Below are 19,973 nucleotides of genomic sequence, written 5' to 3'. Positions count from 1 at the left end.
CGGACAATGTTCGATTATGAAACGCTGCGCGTGATCTGGTGGGCGCTGCTCGGCGTGCTGCTGATCGGCTTTGCGGTCACCGACGGCTTCGATCTTGGCGTCGCCAGCTTGCTCCCGTTCGTCGCGCGCAACGATGCCGAGCGGCGGATGGTGATCAATTCGGTCGGCCCGACCTGGGAGGGCAACCAGGTGTGGTTCATCACCGGCGGCGGCGCGATCTTCGCGGCGTGGCCGTTCGTCTATGCGGTCAGCTTCTCGGGTTTCTACCTCGCGATGTTCCTGCTGCTCGCCGCGCTGATCCTGCGCCCGGTCGGCTTCAAATATCGCTCGAAGCGCCCCGACGCGGCGTGGCGCAGCCGGTGGGACTGGGCGTTGTTCGTCGGCGGTTTCGTCCCCGCCCTGGTGTTCGGCGTCGCGGTCGGCAATGTCCTGCTCGGGGCGCCGTTCCGGCTCGATAGCGACTTGCGGTCGTTCTACGAAGGCGGCTTGCTCGGCCTGTTCACGCCGTTTGCCTTGCTGTGCGGGCTGCTCTCGGTCGCGATGCTCGCGCTCCACGGCGCGACGTGGCTGACCTTCAAGGTCGAGCGTGGCGGCCCCGTCCATCGGCGCGCGCGCAGCTTCGGCGCGGTTGCCGCAATCCTGACGCTGCTGCTGTTTGCCGGGGGCGGATTGTACGTCGCGTTCGGCGACATCGGTTATCACATGCAGTCGGTGGCCGATCCGCTCGGCCAGTCGAACCCGCTGCGCACCACGACGCAGCATCTCGCGGGTGCCTGGATCGGCAATTACGCGCTGCATCGCTGGATGCTGATCGCGCCAGTGCTCGGCATCGGCGGCGCGGTGCTGGCGTTCGTCGGTATTACCGTGGGCGCCGAGAAGAGCTCGTTCGGCGGTTCGGCGCTGGCGATCACCGGGATCATCGCGACCGTCGGCCTGTCGATGTTCCCCTATATCCTGCCCTCGAGCATCGATCCGCATTCGAGTCTGACGGTGTGGAACGCCTCATCGACCCCGGCGACGCTCGGGCTCATGCTGTTCGTCACCGCGATCCTGCTGCCGATCGTGCTGCTCTACACGAGCTGGGCGTTCAAGGTGATGTGGGGCCGCGTCACGACCGCCGACGTCGCCACCAACCCCGATTTCTACTGATCCCGAAAGGACTAGACGATGTGGTATTTCACTTGGGTCTTGGGTCTCGGCCTCGCGGTCGGCTTCGGCATCCTCAACGGTATGTGGCACGAATTCCATCTGCCGACCGACGATGAAGACGCTCCGCCGCACGCGTGATCCACGCTTGCGGGCCAAAAGACCGCAGGCGATCCGAACGATCGGCAGCGGTTTCGCATAAACGGCGCGGTTCGCTGGCAGCAACGTCCGGGGCGGCGGGCTCGACTGAACGTCAGGCGTGGCTGAGCGCAAGCTGCTCCAACGGTGTTATGCGGGTTAAAGCGGGATGGGTGGCCCTCGGCGCGTCGCCGAAGCGCTGTTCGGAGGTACGAAGCGTGCTTTGCTCATGCACAGCCTACCTCCCGCTATTCCTCGCGCACTAAGTCCGGGCGCACCTTACGCCACGCTTCTTACGCGATCCCGGCCCGAACGCTTGGCATCGTATAAGGCGCTGTCGGCGCGAAGCATCGCCGATTTGAGCGACGCGTAGTCGCGCACGACGGCGAGCCCGCACGAAAAGGTCAGCGCGTCGCCGCCGCGATGGCCGATTTCGTCGCGATGGAGCGAGGCGCGCAGCCGTTCGACGATCTCGGTCGCTTCGTCGAGCGCGGTGTCGGGCAGCAGGATCGCAAATTCCTCGCCGCCCCAGCGCGCGGGAAGATCCGATCGGCGCAATTCGGTCTGCAGCCGCTTGGCGAACTCGACCAGGACACGGTCGCCCTCGTCATGACCATGACGATCATTGACCGCCTTGAAATGATCGAGGTCGAGCACCGCGACCACCGAATTGCGGTCGTCGCGCAACACCGGTGCGATCGCGTCCATGAAACCTCGGCGGTTGCGCAGCCCGGTCAACACGTCCTTTTCGGCGGCATCGGCCAGCCGCTCGACGCGCGCATGGGTTTCCGCCGAAGCGCGCGCGACCGAGGCGAGCAAGGCCCCTACCAGATCATCGCCGCCCGTCGGCACCGGCGGGACGGGCTCGCCGCGTTGCAACGACTGCAGCAAATCGGTCGCATGCGCCACCGGCGCGAGCAGCCCGCGCAGCGCGACGATCGCGGTGACCGTCCCGACCAGCGTCGCGACGAGCAATGCCGCGAAAAGGCGCCAATCCCACCGCGCCAGCACCAACTCGCTCACGCAGAAGACGATGATCGGCAAATGCACCGCGCCAAAGCAGATGCTGAACATGCGGAACTGGAAATTACGCGGAAACAGAAACCGCGTGGCTTGATAAAAACGCATGCCTATACTCCGGCAACCTCACCCATGATCGGCGCTATTGGATCGCGGTTTCTGAATCGTTAATCCCCAATACCGGGCCGCTTTCATCAGCGGCTACGCCGGAATAGCGGTGGTCGATCAGTAAACGACCACGCTACGGATGCTTTCGCCGGCGTGCATCAGCTCGAAGCCCGTATTGATCTCCTCGAGGCTGAGGACGTGCGTGATCATCGGGTCGATCTCGATCTTGCCGTTCATGTACCAATCGACGATCTTCGGCACGTCGGTCCGCCCCTTCGCGCCGCCGAACGCGGTACCGCGCCAGTTGCGCCCGGTGACGAGCTGGAACGGGCGCGTACTGATTTCCTTGCCCGCTTCGGCCACGCCGATGATGATCGACGTGCCCCACCCGCGGTGGCACGCCTCGAGCGCCTGCCGCATTACCGTCGTGTTGCCGGTGCAATCGAACGTATAGTCCGCCCCGCCATCGGTCAGCGCAACGAGGTGCGCGACGAGATCGCCGACGTCCTTCGGATTGACGAAATGCGTCATGCCGAACCTGCGGCCCCATTCCTCGCGATCAGGGTTGATGTCGACGCCGACGATCATGTTCGCGCCCGCCATCCGCGCGCCCTGCAGCACGTTCAGGCCGATCCCGCCGAGCCCGAACACGATGATATTGTCGCCGACCTGGACATTGGCGGTGTTGACCACCGCGCCGACGCCCGTCGTCACCCCGCAGCCGATGTAGCAGCTCGTCTTGAACGGCGCGTCCTCGCGGATCTTCGCGACCGCGATTTCGGGGAGCACGGTGAAGTTCGAAAAGGTCGAGCAGCCCATGTAGTGGAAGATCGTCTCGCCCTTGTACGAGAAGCGCGAGGTGCCGTCGGGCATCAGCCCCTTGCCTTGCGTCGCGCGGATCGCGGTGCACAGGTTGGTCTTGCCGCTGAGGCACGACTTACACTGGCGGCATTCGGGGGTGTAGAGCGGGATGACGTGATCGCCCGGCTTCACGCTCGTCACGCCCGGTCCGACTTCGCGCACGATTCCGGCGCCTTCATGGCCGAGTACGCTCGGGAACAGCCCTTCGCTGTCGAGCCCGTCGAGCGTGTACGCATCGGTGTGGCAGATCCCGGTCGCCATGATCTCGACCAGCACTTCGCCCGCCTTGGGGCCTTCGAGGTCGAGCTCGACGATCTCGAGCGGTTGCTTGGCGGCAAAGGCGACGGCGGCGCGGGTTTTCATGGGGCACTCCTCGAGACGGTCGCCAATCCCTTACGGCTACGCCCGGTTGCGTCAACCGCCGGCCCGGTCAGAGGATCCCCCGCCGCGGCATGCCGCGCAGCACGAGCGCCACGCCCAAGGTCGCCACACCGAGCATCCCGATCACCCCCGGCACATCGCTGCCGAGCGCGATCATCGCGGTCGCGACGATCACCACCAGCACGGTGACGATCGAGTTAGCGATGTTGTTCGCCGCGATCACGCGCGAGCGTTCGGCCGCCGGCGTCGCGGTCGAGAGGATCGCGTAGAGCGGCACGATGAACATCCCGCCCGCGAACGAAATGCCCGCGAGCCCGATCAAGATATGCCAGCTCCCGGCCGCGGCGAAGAAGTGCGCGATATCGAGCCCCGCCGCGCGCACCTGGAAGCCGTGCGTCGATGCCCACAGGTCGATCATGCACCCGCCCATCACCGCCGCCGACAGCGGCACGTAACGCGCCGAGACCTCGCCCCGCAGCAAGCGGTTGACGGTCAGCGAGCCGATCGCAATCGCGGTCGAGAAGACGAGCAGGAATAGCGTCACCACCGCCTTCGATCCCCCGAGTGTACCGCTGACGAGCGGCGCGAATTCGGAAACCAAGACCGCCCCCGCGGCGAAGAACCAGCTGATCCCCAGGATCGACAGGACGACAAGCCGGTCGCGGCGCGCAGTGCGCAGGATGTCCGCGGTGCCGCGGAAGACGTTCCAGTCGATGCGGTGCTGCTTGCCCGACGGCGGTGCCGGCGGGATCGCAAGGCTCGCGGCGAACCCGACGCAGGCGAGCCCGGTCGCGGCAAGCCCTGCCTCCCACGGCGCGAGCACGCCCGCGAGCAACTGCCCCCCGAGGATCGCGAGGAAGGTGCCCGCCTCGATCAGCCCGGTGCCGCCCATCATTTCGTGGTGACCGAGATGCTGCGGCAGGATCGAATATTTGACCGGGCCGAAGATCGTCGAGTGCAGCCCCATCAGGAACAGGCAGACGAGCAGGGTCGCGATCGACCCGGTCGCAAAGCCGACCAGAGCGACCGCCATGATCGCGATCTCGGCGGCCTTTATCCAGCGGATCAGGATGCGCTTGTCGATCGCATCGGCGGTTTGCCCGCCGATCGCCGAGAACAGGAAATAGGGCAGGATGAAGATGCCGGTCGAGACCGTCGCGAGCATCTCGCCGCTGAGACCCGTGCGATGCACCCCGAAATTGGCGAGGAACAGCAGCGCGAACTTGAGCACATTATCGTTGAACGCGCCGAGGAACTGGACGACGAACAGCGGCGCAAAGCGGCGCTTGGTGAGCAGCGAGAAATCGGGCGATGCCATCGCCCGCTTGTCGCCGCAGCGCGACCCGGGCGCAAGAGGCGCGCCCGGGCCGATCGCTACCGAAGCGTGCCTCGCGTCAGAGGAACAGCTTGCGGATCGAAATGCGCACCGTGCGCCCGAGCGGATTGAGATAATCGGGCTGATAGGCGACCGGCGTCGTCCCGCTCGCATTGGTCACGCGCTGGCGCGTGTCGAACAGATTGTCGACCGCCAGCGCGACGCGCATCCCGCGCATCCACGGGTGTGCCTTGACCAGATCGAGCCGCTGCCCGAGATCCCCGAACAACCGCACGCCGAGCGTACCGAGCGACGAGAAATGCAGATTCTGCGGGTTGCCGAGCGTTCCGCCGTTGACGTCGGTCGCGCTTTGCCAATTCGCCGACAGGCGCACGCCGATGCCGTTGTTGCTGTAGCCCGCCTGCCCCTCGAGCTCGTGGCGCGGTTGCCCGCCGTTCGAGCCGATCGCGTCGCCTTTCAAGAGGTCGAGCGCCGGGCCACCCCGCTGGACGAGCACGCGCTCGCTGAAGTGCCACGTGTGGTAAAGCGCGAACTGCAGCCGCCCGCCGCCGCCGCCACGGCCACCACCCCCGAAGCCGCCAAAGCCGCCACGCCCGCCGCCGGGGCCGCCGGGACCACCAGGACCGCCTGGACCACCTGGACCACCAGGTCCGCCGGCACCCCCGCCGCGCTCCGCTCGCGCTTGCGCGATCTGGCGTTGTACGCTGTCGGGAATCTTGATCCCGGCAAACGGGTTCAGCCCCGTCCCAGCGCGCCACGCTTCGATCTGTTTTTGCAGCTTCGACTTGAGCGCCATCGAGAAATTGATCCCCCAGCGCAGCTCGGAGCGGCTGCTCTGCGCGAAATTGATCGGTCGCGTGTCGAGCTGGGTCAGCACCAGATCGCCATTGGCATCGCGCACACGCGTGAAGCGCGACGGGAAGGCCGTTTCGATCGCAGCGGTCGCGGTCGGGAAGGCGGCGATCGGATTTTCGATCCGTGCGTCGATATATGTCGCGGTGAGCGACAGGTCCTTCGTGCTCCACGGCTTGACCGTCGCGCTGAGCTTGTAGGTGTGGCTGTTGCTCGCGATCAGATTGGGGTTGCCACCCGAAACCGTCGTGACGCTCGCATTCTGCCCGAGCACATAGTCGAAAACCGGCACGTTGGGCGTGACGATCTGCGGATTGCCGAGCTGCGTCGCGCTCGGCGCGGTATCCTGCATCGTCGCCGATGCGATAATCCGCAGCGGCACGATCGGCGACCAGTTGAGCCCGTAGCCAAGCGTCGTCAGCGTCCCGAAATCGGAGAGGTGGTTGACCGCGACATTGCCGTTGACCGAGAGCGTGCCGATCGCCGCGAGGACGTCCTTCGCGCGGCTGGTCAGCGGCACGTCGACGTTGAGCTGGCCATTGACGATATTGCGTGTCACCGCGCCGGTCGAGGTCAGCCCGGCCCGATACGAGCGGCTATTGAAGCTGCTGATGTCGCCGCCGAGATGGACGCTCGTTGAAACCTCGCCCGCGGGCAGCTTGAAAATCGTGCCGTTGAGCAGCACGTCGAGCTTCCCCTCGTCGGAGGTCGAATAGCCGCGCGTCGTCGCGCGCGTCCCGATCTGCGAGGCACCAAGCGCGTTGAACGGATTCGCGGTCGGGTCATTGGCCGCGAGCCGCGCGTTGAACGCGGTCGCGTCGAGCCCCGCATCGGTAAAAGTCTTCGATTCGGAATGGTCATAGGTGCCCGTCACCGACCATTGCCACGCCGTGCTGATCGCGCCGTTGAACGTCGTGCCCAGGTGCGCCGCGATCGCTGAAGTGCGTTGCTTGAGCGGCGAGAAGTCCCCTCCCAGCGTTCGACTGACCGTCACCGCGCTGGCCGAAAAAGGATTGCCCGCCGGAACGATGAGCGTCGTGCTTGGCAACCCTTGCAGTCCGGTCGTGTTGCTCGCCGAAAGCGTCCCGTTCAGCGTTCCCGAAACCGCGCCAAAGCTGCGCGCGTAGGTCGAGTTCGCGTTGAACGTGCGGCCCGAGGGCAGCAACGTGCGAAACGGCCGCTGGTCGGTCGGATCGGTCGCCACGGTGGTCGCGCCTGGAATCGTCGGACGGACAGTCGGGAGGATGCTGCGTTCGCTCTCGGTCAGCGCCTCGACCGGCTGATATTCGAGGTGAAGATTGACCCGCCCCTTATTGGCGATCTGGAGCAAGTCGAGTTCCCCCTGCGGCGCGTTTCGCCCGCCTTCGGTGGCGAGCTTGTCCGACAGCTCGACCGTCGCCGCGCGGAAGCGGCGGCGCAGGACGAAGTTCACCACCTTCTGGTCGGCGGTGTAGCCATATTTGAGCGCGACTTCCTCTGGCAGGATGTCGACGCGCGCGATCGCCTCGGTCGGCAGATCGCGGATTTCAGCAAAACCCGAGATCCGCTTGCCATCGAGCAAAATGACGGGCGCACCGCCGCCGCCGCGATCGCTGCGGATCTGCGGCGCGAGTTCGGTCAGCAACTCGGTGATCGAGCTGACCCCGTACGAGCGGATGTCTGCGGGGCTGAGCTGCTGTTCGGGCGGAATGTCGCCGATCACCGAACCAGGCTGCCTTGCCCCGCGCACGACGATATCGGGGCCGTCCTCGCTATCGTCGGGCGCCGCCGCCGGTGCCGCTGCTGGCGCCTGCTTGGTCGTGCTTTTGGTCGTCGCCTGTTGCGCCGAGGCGAACGCCGGGGTCGCCGCGAGCGCGAGCGTAAGCAGTTTTGTTGTGCGGATCATCGTAGCCCCAAAATGTCTTTCCCGTCGGCTAGCGTGCTTATGTCGCAAGAGTATGTCGAAGGCGCGCATGGCTGGAACTTCGATCGGGGCTGCCGTAGGACAGCCCAATGAGTGAAGAGCGATTCGAACGCCATCGGCAGCCCTGGACGACCGACGAGATCCAGAAGCTGCACACGCTGGCCAAAAAGGGCATGGCGCTCAAGGCGATCTCCAAGGCGCTCAAGCGCAGCGAAGAATCGACCAAGGACCGTGCCAAGGCCGACGGACTGACCATCGCGAAGCTGCGGTAATGCGCATAGGGTTCGGTAATGGTTGAATTGTGGCCGTACCGGGACAGTTGATAAGCCCCCGGAACAATCGCTACTAGGCAGCGTTTGGCGACCGTTCCGTAGGGTATCCACCGTGCGGGAACAGCCTTGAGAGCGGTGGACACAATGGCGGCTGAGTTTTCTTCCCTGCGCTCGATGATCGTCATCGGTGCATCGGCGCTTCTGCTGACGGGCTGCGGCAGCGCAAAACAGGAGAAGAGCGGCCGTGGCGCCCCCAAGGGTCCCCCCGAAGTCGGTTATATCGTCATCCAGCCGAGCAGCGTCCCGCTGGTGACCGAACTCGCCGGCCGCACCGCCGCCTATCAGAGTTCGGAAGTCCGCCCGCAGGTTACCGGCCTGATCCGTCGCCGCTTCTTCACCGAAGGTGCGCTCGTCCGTCAGGGGCAGCCGCTCTATCAGATCGACCCGAGTCTCTACCGCGCGTCTGCAAACCAGGCGAACGCGAACGTCGCGAGCGCGATCGCCAATGCCGAGGCGACGCGCGTCAAGGCCGATCGGTACAAGCCGCTCGCCGACATGCAAGCGGTCGCCAAGCAGGATTACACCGACGCCGCCGCCGCCGCACGCCAGGCCGCCGCGACGGTCTCGCAGACCAGGGCGGCGCTCGACACCGCCAAGATCAATTTGCGCTTCACGACCGTACCCGCGCCGATCACCGGGCGGATCGGGCGCTCGCTCTACACCGTCGGCGCGCTCGTCACCGCGAGCCAGACCGACCCGCTGGCGACGATCCAGAAGCTCGATCCGATCTATGTCGACATTCAGCAGGCCAGCGCAGACCTGTTGCGGCTCCGCCGCGCGCTCGCATCGGGGGGATCGGTGGCGACCCGCGCGAATGTCCAGCTCAAGCTGGAGGATGGCTCGGATTACGGGCTCAGCGGCGACGTCGAATTCTCCGAAGTCGTGGTCGATGCGGCAACCGGCACGGTGACGCTGCGCGCACGCTTCCCCAATCCCAAGGGGCTGTTGCTGCCCGGCATGTTCGTCCGCGCGCGCTTTGCGCAGTCGATCAATCCGAACGCCTTCCTCGTTCCGCAGCAAGCGGTTTCTCGCACGCCCAAGGGCGAGGCGACGGTCTATGTCGTCGGCGCCGACGGCAAGGGTGGCTACAAGGCCGTCCAGCGCCCGATCACCGCGACGGCGACGCAGGGTACCAACTGGATCGTCACCACCGGCCTCAACCCTGGCGACAAGATCATTACGCAAGGCGTCGGCAAGGTGAAGGTCAACCAGACCATCAGGCCCGTTGCCGCAAGCGCGCCGCAAACGATCAAGTCGCCCAAGACGGGTGATGCAGCCGTCCAGAAGAACTGAGTCCGCCCTGTGATCTCTCGCATCTTCATCGACCGGCCGATCTTCGCCTGGGTCGTTGCCATCATCATTATGCTCGCGGGCGTCGGTGCGATCTACACGCTGCCGGTCGAGCAGTTTCCGGACATCGCGCCGCCACAGGTCAACATCCGCGCGACCTATCCCGGCGCGTCGGCGGCGACGCTCGAGAATTCGGTCGCGCAGGTCATCGAGCAGCAGCTCACCGGGATCGACGGCTTGCTCTACTTCGCCACGAGTTCATCATCGCGCGGCCAAGTGACGATCACGGCGACCTTCGACAAGGGGACCGATCCCGACATCGCGCAGGTGCAGGTGCAGAACAAGGTGCAGCAGGCCCTGTCGCGCTTGCCGCAACAGGTCCAGCAGCAAGGTCTGACGGTAACCAAGTCGAACCCCGACTTCCTGCTGATCGCCGCGATCTATGACACGACCAACCGGACGACCAACCAGGACGTGTCGGACTATCTGGTCTCGAACCTGCAGGACACGATCGGCCGCATCAAGGGTGTCGGCGACATCAACGTGTTCGGCGCGCAATATGCGATGCGCATCTGGCTCGATCCCAACAAGCTCGCCAGCTACAGCCTGATCCCGAGCGATATCACCACCGCGATCACCGCGCAGAACGCCGAAGTCGCCGCGGGCGAAATCGGCGGCGTCCCCAACACCGCCGAGCAAGTGCTCGATGCGACCGTGACCTCGCAGACGCGTCTGTCGACCCCCGAGCAGTTCCGCGCGATCGTCGTCAAGACGCAGCCCGATGGCTCCTCGGTGCATCTGTCGGATGTCGCGCGGATCGAGCTTGGCGCCGAAAGCTACAACGTCACCAGCCGCGTCAACGGCCATCCGGGCGCCGGCATCGCGGTGAGCCTCGCGCCGGGCGCCGACGCACTGAGCACGGCCGAACTGGTCAAGGCCGAAATCGAGCGATCCTCGAAGGCCTTCCCCAACGGCTATGCCTACAGCTTCCCGCAGGATTCGACCTCGTTCATCAAGCTGTCGGTCGAGGAAGTCGAGAAGACGCTGTTCGAGGCGATCCTGCTCGTCGTCGTCGTCATGTTCGTGTTCCTGCAGAACTGGCGCGCGACGCTGATCCCGACGATCGCGGTGCCGGTGGTGCTGCTCGGCACCTTCGGCATCTTCTCGCTTGCCGGCTTCTCGATCAACACGCTGACGCTGTTCGGGCTCGTGCTCGCGATCGGTCTGCTCGTCGACGATGCGATCGTCGTGGTCGAGAATGTCGAGCGCTTGATGGAAGAGAATCCCGACATGTCGCCGCGCGATGCGACGATCCAGTCGATGAACGAGATCACCGTCGCGCTGATCGCGATCGCGCTCGTGCTGTCGGCGGTGTTCCTGCCGATGGCGTTCTTCGGCGGATCGACCGGCGTGATCTATCGCCAGTTCTCGGTGACGATCGTCTCGGCGATGGTGCTCTCGGTCGTCGTCGCACTGGTGCTGACCCCGGCGCTGACCGCAACGCTGCTCAAGCGCAAGCAGGACATGAAGCAGGACGGCTGGCTCGCGCGCAAGACGCAGCCGGCCAAGGACTGGTTCAACACCGGCTTCGACAAGACGATCGATCGCTACGGCACCGCCGTCAGCACGGTGATCGATCGCAAATGGCTGTTCGTGCTGATCTATGCCGGCGTCATCGCAATCCTCGCGATCTTGTTCCTGCGCTTGCCGACGGGCTTCCTCCCCAACGAGGACCAGGGCATCGCGCAGATCCAGTACAATCTCGCGCCAGGCGCGACGCTCAATTCGACGCGCAAGGCGCAGCTCGAGATCGAGAAGTATTTTGCCGGCCCCGAGGCCAAGAACGTTGCCGGCTATCTGACCGTCGCCGGCGGCGGCGGCGGGTCGGGCGGGCAGAATGCCGGGCGCGGCTTCATCGCGTTCAAGGATTGGGCCGATCGCAGCGGCGTCGAAAATGGTGCCGAGGCGATCACCGGGCGCGCGACCAAGGCGCTGAGCGGTCTGCGCGACGTCGAATTCTACGCGACCGTTCCCTCGCCGGTGCGCGGGCTCGGCCAGTCGACCGGCTTCACGATGGAACTGCTCAATTCGGGCGGCCTGAGCCGTGACGAATTCAAGGCGGCGCGCGACAAATTGCTGGCGGCGGCACGCGCCGACAAGACGCTCGCGGCGGTGCGCCCGACCGACCTCGATGACCAGCCGACGCTACAGGTCAATCTCGACGCGCAGAAGCTCAGCACGCTCGGGCTCACCCAAGCGAACGTCAACTCGACGCTCTCGACGGCGTGGGGTGGCAGCTATGTCAACGATTTCAACGACCGTGGTCGCGTCAAGCGCGTCTACGTCCAGGGCGACGCACCGTACCGCTCGTCGCCCGACGATCTCGCACAATGGTATGTCCGCGGCTCGACCGGCGCGATGACCCCCTTCTCGGCCTTCGCCACGACGAGCTGGAGCACCGCGGCCCCCTCGCTCGCGCGCTTCCAGGGGATTTCGTCGTACGAATTCTCGGGTCAGGCCGCGCCGGGGCAGAGCTCGGGCACCGCGATGGAGAAGATGACCCAACTCGCTGCGCAGTATCCCGGCACGAGCGTTGCGTGGAGCGGCCTGTCGTATCAGGAGCGGCTGTCGTCGGGCCAGGCGCCATTCCTGTACGGGATCTCGCTGCTCGTCGTGTTCCTGTGTCTCGCCGCGCTCTATGAGAGCTGGTCGATCCCGATCGCGGTGTTGCTCATCATTCCGCTTGGCCTGGTCGGCGCGGTGTTCGCCGTGACGCTCCGTGGTCTGCAGAACGACGTCTATCTCCAGATTGGGCTGCTGACGACGATGGGCCTGGCGGCGAAGAACGCGATCCTGATGATCGAGTTCGCCGAGCAAGCCGAGAAGTCGGGCAAGCGCGTGATCGATGCTGCGCTCGAGGCGGCGCGGATCCGACTGCGCCCGATCCTGATGACGAGCTTTGCCTTCATCTTCGGCGTGCTGCCGCTGGCGATCTCGACCGGCGCCGGCGCGAACAGCCGCGTCGCGATCGGCACCGCGGTGATCGGCGGGATGCTGACCGCGACGATCCTCGCGATCTTCTACATCCCGTTGTTCTTCGTGATGATCCGTCGCGGCGCACGCGGCATCTCGCAAAAGCTCCACCACGAACACAAGCCTGCCGACGAGACGCCCCCAACGCGTCCTTCCGGCCAGGGCGAGGCGACCGCATGATCCGCAAGACTGTCTCGCTCGTCTCGCTCGCCGCGCTGTCGGCGTGTTCGCTGGCGCCCAAATATGTCGAGCCTGCGCTGCCGGTCCCGCCGAGCTGGCCGGTCGGCGACGCCTATCTCGCGCAGAGTGAGGCGACGCTGCCGAGCGTCAGCTATCGCGACATCTTCCGCGATCCGCGTTTGCAGAAAGTGATCGAGCAAGCGCTCGTCAACAACCGCGACCTTCGCGCCGCCGCGGCCAACATCGCGATCGCGCGCGCGCAATACCGCATCCAGCGCGCGGAATTGATGCCCGAAATCGGCGGTTCGGCGGGCTATACGCGCCGCGACAACGGGACGCGCGGTGTGTCGAACACTGCAAACGGGACCGGGACTGGAACCGGCACCGGCAACACCGGCACGGGCTCCACCGGCACGATCACGACGAGCGGCGGCGCGACCAACACCTTTTCGGCCAGCCTCGGCATCACCGCGTTCGAGATCGACCTGTTCGGGCGGGTCCGCTCGCTGACCACCGCCGCGCAGAATCGCTATTTCGGCAGCGAGGCGACGGCGCGCGCGACACGCCTGACGCTGGTCGGAGACATTGCCACGGCGTGGCTGACCTATGCGTCGGACGTCAGCTTGCTCAAGATCGCGCGCGAGACCGCGGCGCTATCGGCCCGCAGCGTGGCACTGACAAAATTACGGCTCGACGGCGGCATCGCCCCGCGGACCGACCTCGCCCAGGCGCAGATCGTGCAGCAGACCGCCTTGTCGGATCTCGCCACGCAAACCACGGCGGTTGCGCAGGATGTCAACGCGCTCCAGCTGCTGGTCGGCGCGCCGGTCGATCCGGCCCTGCTCCCCGCATCGATCGAGGAAGCCGCGCCGACGATTGCCGAGCTTCCTGCCGGGCTCAATTCGAGCATCCTGCTGCGCCGCCCCGACGTCGTTCAGGCAGAGTATGAACTGCGCGCGAGCAACGCCGAGATCGGTGCCGCGCGCGCTGCCCTGTTCCCGACGATCTCGCTCACCGCGCTCGCGGGGCTCGCGAGCAGCTCGCTCGGCAATCTGTTCACTGGCGGCGCGTTCAACTATTCGGTCGCGCCGAGTGCGAGCTATCCGATCTTCCGGGCCGGCGCCGGCCGCGCCGGTGTCGTGCAATCGCGCGCGCAACGCGATTATGCGCTGGCGACCTATGAGAAGGCGATCCAGACAGCGTTCAGCGAAGTCGCCGATGCGCTCGCCCGGCGCGGAACGATCACTGCGCAGCTCAATGCGCAACGCGCGCTGACCGCCGCCTCGACCGACAATTACCGCCTGTCCGACGCGCGCTACCGCGGCGGGATCGACACCTTCCTCCAAAGCCTGACGGCACAGCAATCGCTTTATTCCTCGCAGCGCAGCCTCGTCACCGCGCAGCTGACCCAGGCCAGCAATCTGGTGACGTTGTACCGCACGCTCGGCGGCGATTCGACACTCGAAGTGACTGCGGCGGGGCCGAAATTGACCCAGCCATAGCGATTGCCACCCAGCGCCCGAACGAGCGCGTGACAAGCCGAAGCGCGCATGGCAGCACAGCGGCTTAGACCAGAATGATTCTTGGATCGACGCGCCGGGGAGTGATCAAGATGGGCTATCACATCCGGCGGTTCGAGCCCAAGGACGCGGCGGCGATGCTCGCCTTTGCCGAGACGCTGCCCGAGCATGACTTGCTTTTCCTCGGCCGCGACCTGCGCCATCCGCGCGTCATCGCCGCCTGGGTCGCGGCGATCGACGAAGGCTATATCGACAGTCTCATCGCCGAAGATGGCGGCACATTCGTCGGAACCGCCGCGCTGGTCCGCGATCCGCTCAGCTGGAGCGCGCATGTCGGCGAGATCCGGCTGCTCGTCGCGCCGGGCAAGCGCGGCGCCGGGCTGGGCCGCGATCTGCTCGAAGGGATATACTCGATCGCGCTCGAACGCCGGCTCGAGAAGATCACCGCACACATGACGCCCGATCAGATCGGATCGGTCATGCTGTTCGAAAGCCTCGGCTTTCGCGCCGAAGCGCTGCTCAGGGACCAGGTGCGCGACCGCGCCGGCAACACGCACGATGTCGCGATCCTGAGCCACGACATCGTGCGCACCGCCGCGCCCGCACGCTGAGCGACGGGCGCCAGCGGCGGGCTATTTGTCGCCGCGCACCGCACCGACCGCTTCGCGGCCGAATTGCAGGATGACTTCGCCCATTTCGCGCGCCTGCGCCATGCTGCGCTGGCCTTGGTCGCGCAGGAAGTCGCCCTGGATCTTCATCACTTCGGACAAATCCTTTGCACCTGCGGCGGCGCGCATCGCGGCGAACGCCTCGCGGGCATTGGCCTCGGCCTGATCGAGCATCTTGATCCCAACTGCCGACCCGCTCTCGGCCATCTTGCCGCCGGCGTCTCTGATCGCCTCGCCGGCTTTCTTGGCGGGCTCGGCGATCGTCTCGTTGAACGCGTCGCGAATCTTGTCGGTCATGGGATGATGTCCTTTCCACAGGGTGTGCGACCGGAGCGCCGGGCACGGCACAGTGTCGCGCGAACGTCGCGCTGGCACGTGGCTGACGGGGTGCGGCATCCGACTCTCCTCTGCCGCGGTCTGTGCCGCGCGCAGACGCGAAGCTTAAGCGCCCCATCCGCCGAGCGCAAATCGCCGGGCGGGAGACCCTTAACGCGCTGGCAACCCGATCGGCGCAAAGACACACCATGCTGCGTCCCGCCCCTCCCCTGCGAATACCGCCGCCGAGCGCGGCCGCGTGGTTGCTGCTGCCGCTCAGCGTAGTGGCCAATGGCGCGGTGTTCTGGCCGGCGGCGTGCCTCGTCGCGATCACGGCGGCGGGTGCGCGTCACTATGGCGCGATGCTCGTCTGGTATGGGCTGGCTGTCGGGTTCGACCGTAACGCGCTGGTCCTTGCGCCATTCGTCGCGGCGGTCCTCATCGGCGCGCGAGTGCGCTGGCGGCTGCTGCCGCTTGCGCCGGTCTTCGCGCTGGCGATGCTGCTGGCCCGCGCCCACGCAGCTCCTCCGTTCCTGGCGCTGCCGCCGCCGATCACGCTCCCCGCCGCGCCTTCGCTTTGGACGATCCTCCAGGTGCTGCCGTGGATCGGGACGCTGCCGCTCGGCGGGCTGGCGCTGACAAGCGCGTTCGGCACGGCGGTGGCCTATGGTGCATGGGCGTCGACCCAGCCGCTCCGTCCTCCCGAAGTGCGCGAGCGGGCGCTGCTCTGCGCGCTCGCGATCCCGATGCTCCTGCCTCGCCTCGATCCGAGCGCGTTCCTGCTTGCTGGCGGACTCGCGCTGCACGCCGCGCTGCTTGAGCGCAGCGCACCACGCCGGCGCATCGCTGCCTTGGTCGGGATCGGCATGCTGGTCGCCTGCTCCGGCGGCGTGGGCGCGGCGGCGTTTGGGGCGATCGCGATGATCGGCGCGACGCTGCTTCAGGCGCGGGCCGTGCTCAAACGCGGAGCCGCCAATGACAACCCTGCGATGGCGTGGGCGGTGGCAGCGCGCCCCCTGCCGCTGCCGCGCGTGATGTGCTAGGCCGCCGCCGAATTTGACAGTCGGGGGCGGGAACGATGGCAATTTTCAACGGTAAGGCGCGCGATGGCGGCGGCGGCGTTTCAGGCCATTCGATACCATCGGGAAGCGGCAAGCGCGGCGCGTTTTCGGTGATCAGCGCCGATGTCGTCGTCACCGGCAATATCGCGGCGAGCGCCGACCTCCACATCGATGGCCGCGTTGACGGCGACGTCCAGTGCGGGACGCTGATCCAGGGTCAGGACAGCCGCATTGCCGGCGCGGTGATCGCCGAGAGCGCCCGCCTCGGCGGCGCAATCGAGGGATCGGTCGCGGTGCGACAGCTGACGATCGAACGCTCGGCCCGGATCATCGGCGATGTGCATTATGAGACGATCTCGATCGAGATCGGCGCGTCGGTGGACGGAAATCTCAAGCACATCACCGCCGATGGCGCCGTCAGCCCGTTCGAGCCCCCTCCGGTGCGGGCGACCGCGATGGACGACGTCGTCCACTTCACCTCGACCGCAACGACCGGCTGAGGCCGCGACGCCTAGCGGAGCAATGCCGCGTAGGAGGTCGGTGCTGCGGGGAGTATCAGCCGCGCCACGGTTCCCGGGACGATCACCAGCGACAGCGCGACGCCTGTCCCGAGCACGGCGCGCCGCGACCAGCGCGCCTGCGCCCATAACAGGATCGTCGCGAGCGCGGTCGCGACCATCGGCCAGAGGTGATAGCGCAAGTCCGACGCAATGCTGAGGACGGTGAAGCTGGCCTCGAGCACTACCGCCGATCCCAGCAACGCCAGCGCGACATCGCGAAACGGCGCCGGCGGGCGACGCAGCGCGACGACGATCGCGCACACCGCCAGCGCCAGCCATGCGGCGGGCCAGCCAAGCGGGAGCTCGGCATTCCACCGCGCGAGCACTTGCCAGCGGGACGCGGCGGGCCCGGGGCTGTGCAAGCCGATCGGATTGGCTTCGCTCGCACCCGGGGGCACCGCGCTCGGCCAGCCTGCCGGGACGATCCAGCGCTCGGTCGAATTGAGGTGGCCGAGCCGGTGCGTCGCATAAGCGAGCGGATGCCGCACGATCGCTTCGGCGAGCAACCGATACAACGGCCCGGCGGTCAGACCATGCAGGCGCTCGAGCGTCGGGCCACAGCGGTCGGCGGTTCCCAGCGGGTCCCAGAAGAACGGCTTGGCGCAGTGTCGCGCGAGCACTGTACGCGCCTCGGCTCGGGTCAGCCCGATGGCCTGCGCCGGATCCTGCGCCGCGATCGCCGACAGGTCATAAAAGGCCTCGGTCCGCTCGACTCCGCTCGCGGCCGCTCGAAGAACGCCGTGGTTGATCGCCTGGGCGAGCCCAAGCACAGCCACGATGCCCGCCAGCGTCAATACCGCCCGCGCCCACCAGCGCGTCGGCCCGAACAGCATCACGACGAGCGGCACGGTTGCGAACACCGCGTTCGAGCGGACCAACGTGGCATAGGCCAGCAAGACGATCGCCGCCACGCCAGCAAGGACCGGCAGCCGCGCCCCCCGCAACCGCCACCAGCCAAAGATCCCTGCTGCAGCGAGCATCGCGCCGAGCATCTGCGTGTCCTTGAGCACTACGCCCTGCCAGCCGAGAAACAGCGGCAGCCCCGCGATGCACAGCACGGCGACCGCCGCATGCCGCCGTTCTTCGCGCGCGAGCGTTCCGGCAATCGCCCCAAACCCCGCCCAATAGAGCACCATCTGCAGCACGAGCATCGGCGCCGCGCCGCCGCCAACGAGCCCGTGCAGCGCATGCCACAGCCCCGCCATGATCGGTGGATGCCAATCCTCGAAGTGCCCGGCGAGCGCCTGCCCGAATTGCGCGATGCCGTCGTAGGTCACGATGCCTGGCCAGAAGAGCGCAAGCGACCCAAGCAGCAGCAGCAAAGTCGCCCCGCCGATCCTCGCGGCCGCCGCGCGGTCGGTGCGAGGCGGCGTGGACCTTTGCTCGGTTGCGCGCGTCATGAGGGGGGCATGACGCGCCGCAGCATAAGTGTAAAGCGCCGACTGGCTGCCCTCGCCCCCCCGTTGCGGGGCATTTCCTTGGCTTAGATGTGGATCGCGCGGCCGTACGCGCCGAGCACGCTCTCGTGCATCATCTCACTGAGCGTCGGATGCGCGAACACCGTTTCCATCAGCTCGGCCTCGGTCGTTTCGAGCTGGCGTGCGACGACATAGCCCTGGATCAGCTCGGTCACCTCGGCGCCGACCATGTGCGCGCCGAGCAGCTCGCCGGTCTTGGCGTCGAACACCGTCTTGACGAAGCCCTCGGCCTCGCCGAGCGCGATCGCCTTGCCGTTGCCGATGAACGGGAACTTGCCGACCTTGAGCTCGTAACCGGCTTCCTTGGCCTTCGCCTCGGTCAGGCCGACGCTTGCGACCTGCGGGCGCGAATAGGTGCAGCCCGGGATGTTCCACTTTTCGAACGGGTGCGGGTTGAGCCCCGCGATCGCCTCGACGCAGACGACGCCCTCATGGCTCGCCTTGTGCGCGAGCCACGGCGCGCCGGTCACGTCGCCGATCGCATAGATGCCCTCGACATTGGTGCGCGCATAGCCGTCGACGTCGATGTGGCCGCGGTCGGTCTTGATGCCGAGCGCCTCGATCCCGATATTTTCGGTATTGGGCACGATTCCGATCGCGACGATCGCATGGCTGAACTCCTCGGTCGTGACCGTGCCGTCCTTGCCCTTGATCTTGGCGGTCACGCCCTTGGCGTTCGGCGTCAGCGCCTCGAGACCGGTGCCGACGAGCAGTTTGATCCCCTGCTTGGTCAGCGCCTTGTCCATGAACGCGCTGACTTCCTCGTCCTCGACCGGGAGGATGCGCGGCAGCATTTCGACGATCGTCACGTCGGCGCCCATGTCGTTGTAGAAGCTCGCGAATTCGACGCCGATCGCACCCGATCCGATGACCAGCAGCTTGGTCGGCATTTCGGGCGGAACCATCGCATGGCGATACGTCCAGATCCGCTCGCCATCGGCCTTGGCGAACGGCAGGTCGCGCGCGCGCGCGCCGGTGCCGATGATGATGTGCTTGGCTTCGAGCTCGGTCGTCTTGTCGCCCTGCTTGACCGACAGCTTGCCCTTCGCGGTGATCGCGCCGAAGCCCTCGTACACCGTGACCTTGTTCTTCTTCATCAGCCCCTTGACGCCGGCATTGAGCTGCCCCGCGACCTTGCGGCTGCGCTCGACGACCTTGTTGAGGTCGAAGGAGACGTTGTCCGCCTTGAGCCCGTAGCTCTCGGCATTCTGCATGTAGTGATAGATTTCCGAGGTCCGCAGCAGCGCCTTGGTCGGGATGCAGCCCCAGTTGAGGCAGATGCCGCCCAGGCGCTCGCGCTCGACGATCGCGGTCTTGAGACCGAGCTGCGCCGCGCGGATCGCGGCGACATAGCCGCCGGGGCCCGAACCGAGGATGATGAGGTCGAATTGGTCAGCCAAGGGAGGATTCCTCTATCACTAGCGGGCGCGGCCGGTCGTCCTCGCCCATCGAAACAAGAATATAGGTGCCGCGAGCGGCGCGTTGCGTGGCGGGACTGTGCCGGTCGCGCCGCCACACATCCACCGCGACGGTCATCGAGCTGCGCCCGGTCTTGACGATCTCGGCATGGAACGAGACCTCGTCGCCGATATCGACAGGTGCGGTGAAGCTGAACCCGTCCGCCGCGACGACGGGCGCGCGTCCGCCGCAATGGCGCGAGGCGACCGAACCGGCGGCAAGCGCCATCTGGCCCATCAGCCAGCCGACGAAGATCTTGCCGTACGGATTGGCGTCGCACGCCATCGCCGTCGCGCGGATCGCCGGTGCGGTTGTCGGGGGCCGATCGGTCAT

Annotated in this window: 17 protein-coding genes; 9 read left to right on the top strand and 8 right to left on the bottom strand. The window is 66.5% G+C overall.

All coding sequences use genetic code 11. The features are described from left to right. The first annotated feature begins 6 nt into the window (after nucleotides 1–6). Together cydB and cydX are read left to right on the top strand one after the other, a co-directional pair. Entirely contained in the window at nucleotides 7–1,149 is a 1,143-nt protein-coding gene (cydB, locus tag QN347_RS03685; RefSeq protein ID WP_322163778.1) for a cytochrome d ubiquinol oxidase subunit II, read from the top strand. An 18-nt stretch (nucleotides 1,150–1,167) separates the two neighbouring features. Next, the gene (gene cydX / locus QN347_RS03680; protein ID WP_322163777.1) at nucleotides 1,168–1,287 is read left to right on the top strand and encodes a cytochrome bd-I oxidase subunit CydX; all 120 of its coding nucleotides are present in this window, start codon (nucleotides 1,168–1,170) and stop codon (nucleotides 1,285–1,287) included. Nucleotides 1,288–1,563: 276 nt separating this feature from the next. On the opposite strand, the gene QN347_RS03675 is transcribed toward cydX, so the two are convergent. The 4 genes from QN347_RS03675 to QN347_RS03660 form a co-directional block, all read right to left on the bottom strand. Further along, nucleotides 1,564–2,412, bottom strand: coding sequence for a GGDEF domain-containing protein (locus QN347_RS03675; protein ID WP_189674745.1), 849 nt, complete (start codon nucleotides 2,410–2,412; stop codon nucleotides 1,564–1,566). Between the two features lie 117 nt (nucleotides 2,413–2,529). Further along, nucleotides 2,530–3,636, bottom strand: coding sequence for an S-(hydroxymethyl)glutathione dehydrogenase/class III alcohol dehydrogenase (locus QN347_RS03670; RefSeq protein ID WP_322163776.1), 1,107 nt, complete (start codon nucleotides 3,634–3,636; stop codon nucleotides 2,530–2,532). A gap of 67 nt (nucleotides 3,637–3,703) precedes the next feature. Beyond that, nucleotides 3,704–4,972: an MFS transporter gene (locus QN347_RS03665; protein WP_322163775.1), complete on the bottom strand. Its 1,269-nt coding sequence runs from the start codon at nucleotides 4,970–4,972 to the stop codon at nucleotides 3,704–3,706. Between the two features lie 76 nt (nucleotides 4,973–5,048). Further along, a complete protein-coding gene (locus tag QN347_RS03660; protein WP_322163774.1) occupies nucleotides 5,049–7,727 on the bottom strand; it encodes a TonB-dependent receptor in 2,679 nt (892 codons plus the stop codon). A gap of 107 nt (nucleotides 7,728–7,834) precedes the next feature. Between QN347_RS03660 and QN347_RS03655 the strand changes: the two genes are divergently transcribed. The 5 genes from QN347_RS03655 to QN347_RS03635 all read left to right on the top strand — a co-directional run bounded on the left by QN347_RS03655 (nucleotide 7,835) and on the right by QN347_RS03635 (nucleotide 14,711). Continuing rightward, nucleotides 7,835–8,017 carry a hypothetical protein gene (locus tag QN347_RS03655; RefSeq protein ID WP_026046530.1) on the top strand — a complete coding sequence of 61 codons (183 nt, stop codon included), beginning with the start codon at nucleotides 7,835–7,837 and terminating at the stop codon, nucleotides 8,015–8,017. 174 nt (nucleotides 8,018–8,191) lie between these two features. Further along, a complete protein-coding gene (locus QN347_RS03650) occupies nucleotides 8,192–9,370 on the top strand; it encodes an efflux RND transporter periplasmic adaptor subunit (RefSeq protein WP_322163773.1) in 1,179 nt (392 codons plus the stop codon). Nucleotides 9,371–9,379: 9 nt separating this feature from the next. Next, nucleotides 9,380–12,580 carry an efflux RND transporter permease subunit gene (locus QN347_RS03645; RefSeq protein ID WP_322163772.1) on the top strand — a complete coding sequence of 1,067 codons (3,201 nt, stop codon included), beginning with the start codon at nucleotides 9,380–9,382 and terminating at the stop codon, nucleotides 12,578–12,580. Beyond that, nucleotides 12,577–14,082 carry an efflux transporter outer membrane subunit gene (locus tag QN347_RS03640; protein ID WP_322163771.1) on the top strand — a complete coding sequence of 502 codons (1,506 nt, stop codon included), beginning with the start codon at nucleotides 12,577–12,579 and terminating at the stop codon, nucleotides 14,080–14,082. The genes QN347_RS03645 and QN347_RS03640 overlap by 4 nt, the downstream gene beginning before the upstream one ends. 110 nt (nucleotides 14,083–14,192) lie before the next feature. Next, the gene (locus tag QN347_RS03635) at nucleotides 14,193–14,711 is read left to right on the top strand and encodes a GNAT family N-acetyltransferase (protein WP_322163770.1); all 519 of its coding nucleotides are present in this window, start codon (nucleotides 14,193–14,195) and stop codon (nucleotides 14,709–14,711) included. Nucleotides 14,712–14,732: 21 nt separating this feature from the next. Here QN347_RS03635 and QN347_RS03630 read toward each other — a convergent pair whose 3' ends face one another. Then, nucleotides 14,733–15,065, bottom strand: a complete 333-nt coding sequence (locus tag QN347_RS03630) for a phasin family protein (RefSeq protein ID WP_189674750.1) — start codon at nucleotides 15,063–15,065, stop codon at nucleotides 14,733–14,735. A 227-nt stretch (nucleotides 15,066–15,292) separates the two neighbouring features. On the opposite strand from QN347_RS03630, the gene QN347_RS03625 reads away from it, so the two are divergent. Both QN347_RS03625 and QN347_RS03620 read left to right on the top strand, forming a co-directional pair. Further along, nucleotides 15,293–16,126, top strand: coding sequence for a hypothetical protein (locus QN347_RS03625; protein ID WP_322163769.1), 834 nt, complete (start codon nucleotides 15,293–15,295; stop codon nucleotides 16,124–16,126). A 35-nt stretch (nucleotides 16,127–16,161) separates the two neighbouring features. Then, complete coding sequence (locus QN347_RS03620) at nucleotides 16,162–16,644, top strand: polymer-forming cytoskeletal protein (protein ID WP_322163768.1); 483 nt, start codon at nucleotides 16,162–16,164, stop codon at nucleotides 16,642–16,644. A gap of 11 nt (nucleotides 16,645–16,655) precedes the next feature. Here the strand turns inward: QN347_RS03620 and QN347_RS03615 are convergent, their stop codons facing one another. The 3 genes from QN347_RS03615 to QN347_RS03605 form a co-directional block, all read right to left on the bottom strand. Beyond that, the gene (locus tag QN347_RS03615) at nucleotides 16,656–18,104 is read right to left on the bottom strand and encodes a hypothetical protein (RefSeq protein ID WP_322163767.1); all 1,449 of its coding nucleotides are present in this window, start codon (nucleotides 18,102–18,104) and stop codon (nucleotides 16,656–16,658) included. 83 nt (nucleotides 18,105–18,187) lie between these two features. After that, nucleotides 18,188–19,582, bottom strand: a complete 1,395-nt coding sequence (lpdA, locus tag QN347_RS03610; protein WP_133188310.1) for a dihydrolipoyl dehydrogenase — start codon at nucleotides 19,580–19,582, stop codon at nucleotides 18,188–18,190. Next, the gene (locus QN347_RS03605; protein WP_322163766.1) at nucleotides 19,575–19,973 is read right to left on the bottom strand and encodes an acyl-CoA thioesterase; all 399 of its coding nucleotides are present in this window, start codon (nucleotides 19,971–19,973) and stop codon (nucleotides 19,575–19,577) included. The genes lpdA and QN347_RS03605 overlap by 8 nt, the downstream gene beginning before the upstream one ends.

Source organism: Sphingomonas sp. 10B4 (genome assembly GCF_035019905.1).
GTDB classification, from domain to species: Bacteria; Pseudomonadota; Alphaproteobacteria; order Sphingomonadales; family Sphingomonadaceae; genus Sphingomonas; species Sphingomonas glacialis.
This window is presented reverse-complemented; position numbering and strand designations above follow the sequence as displayed.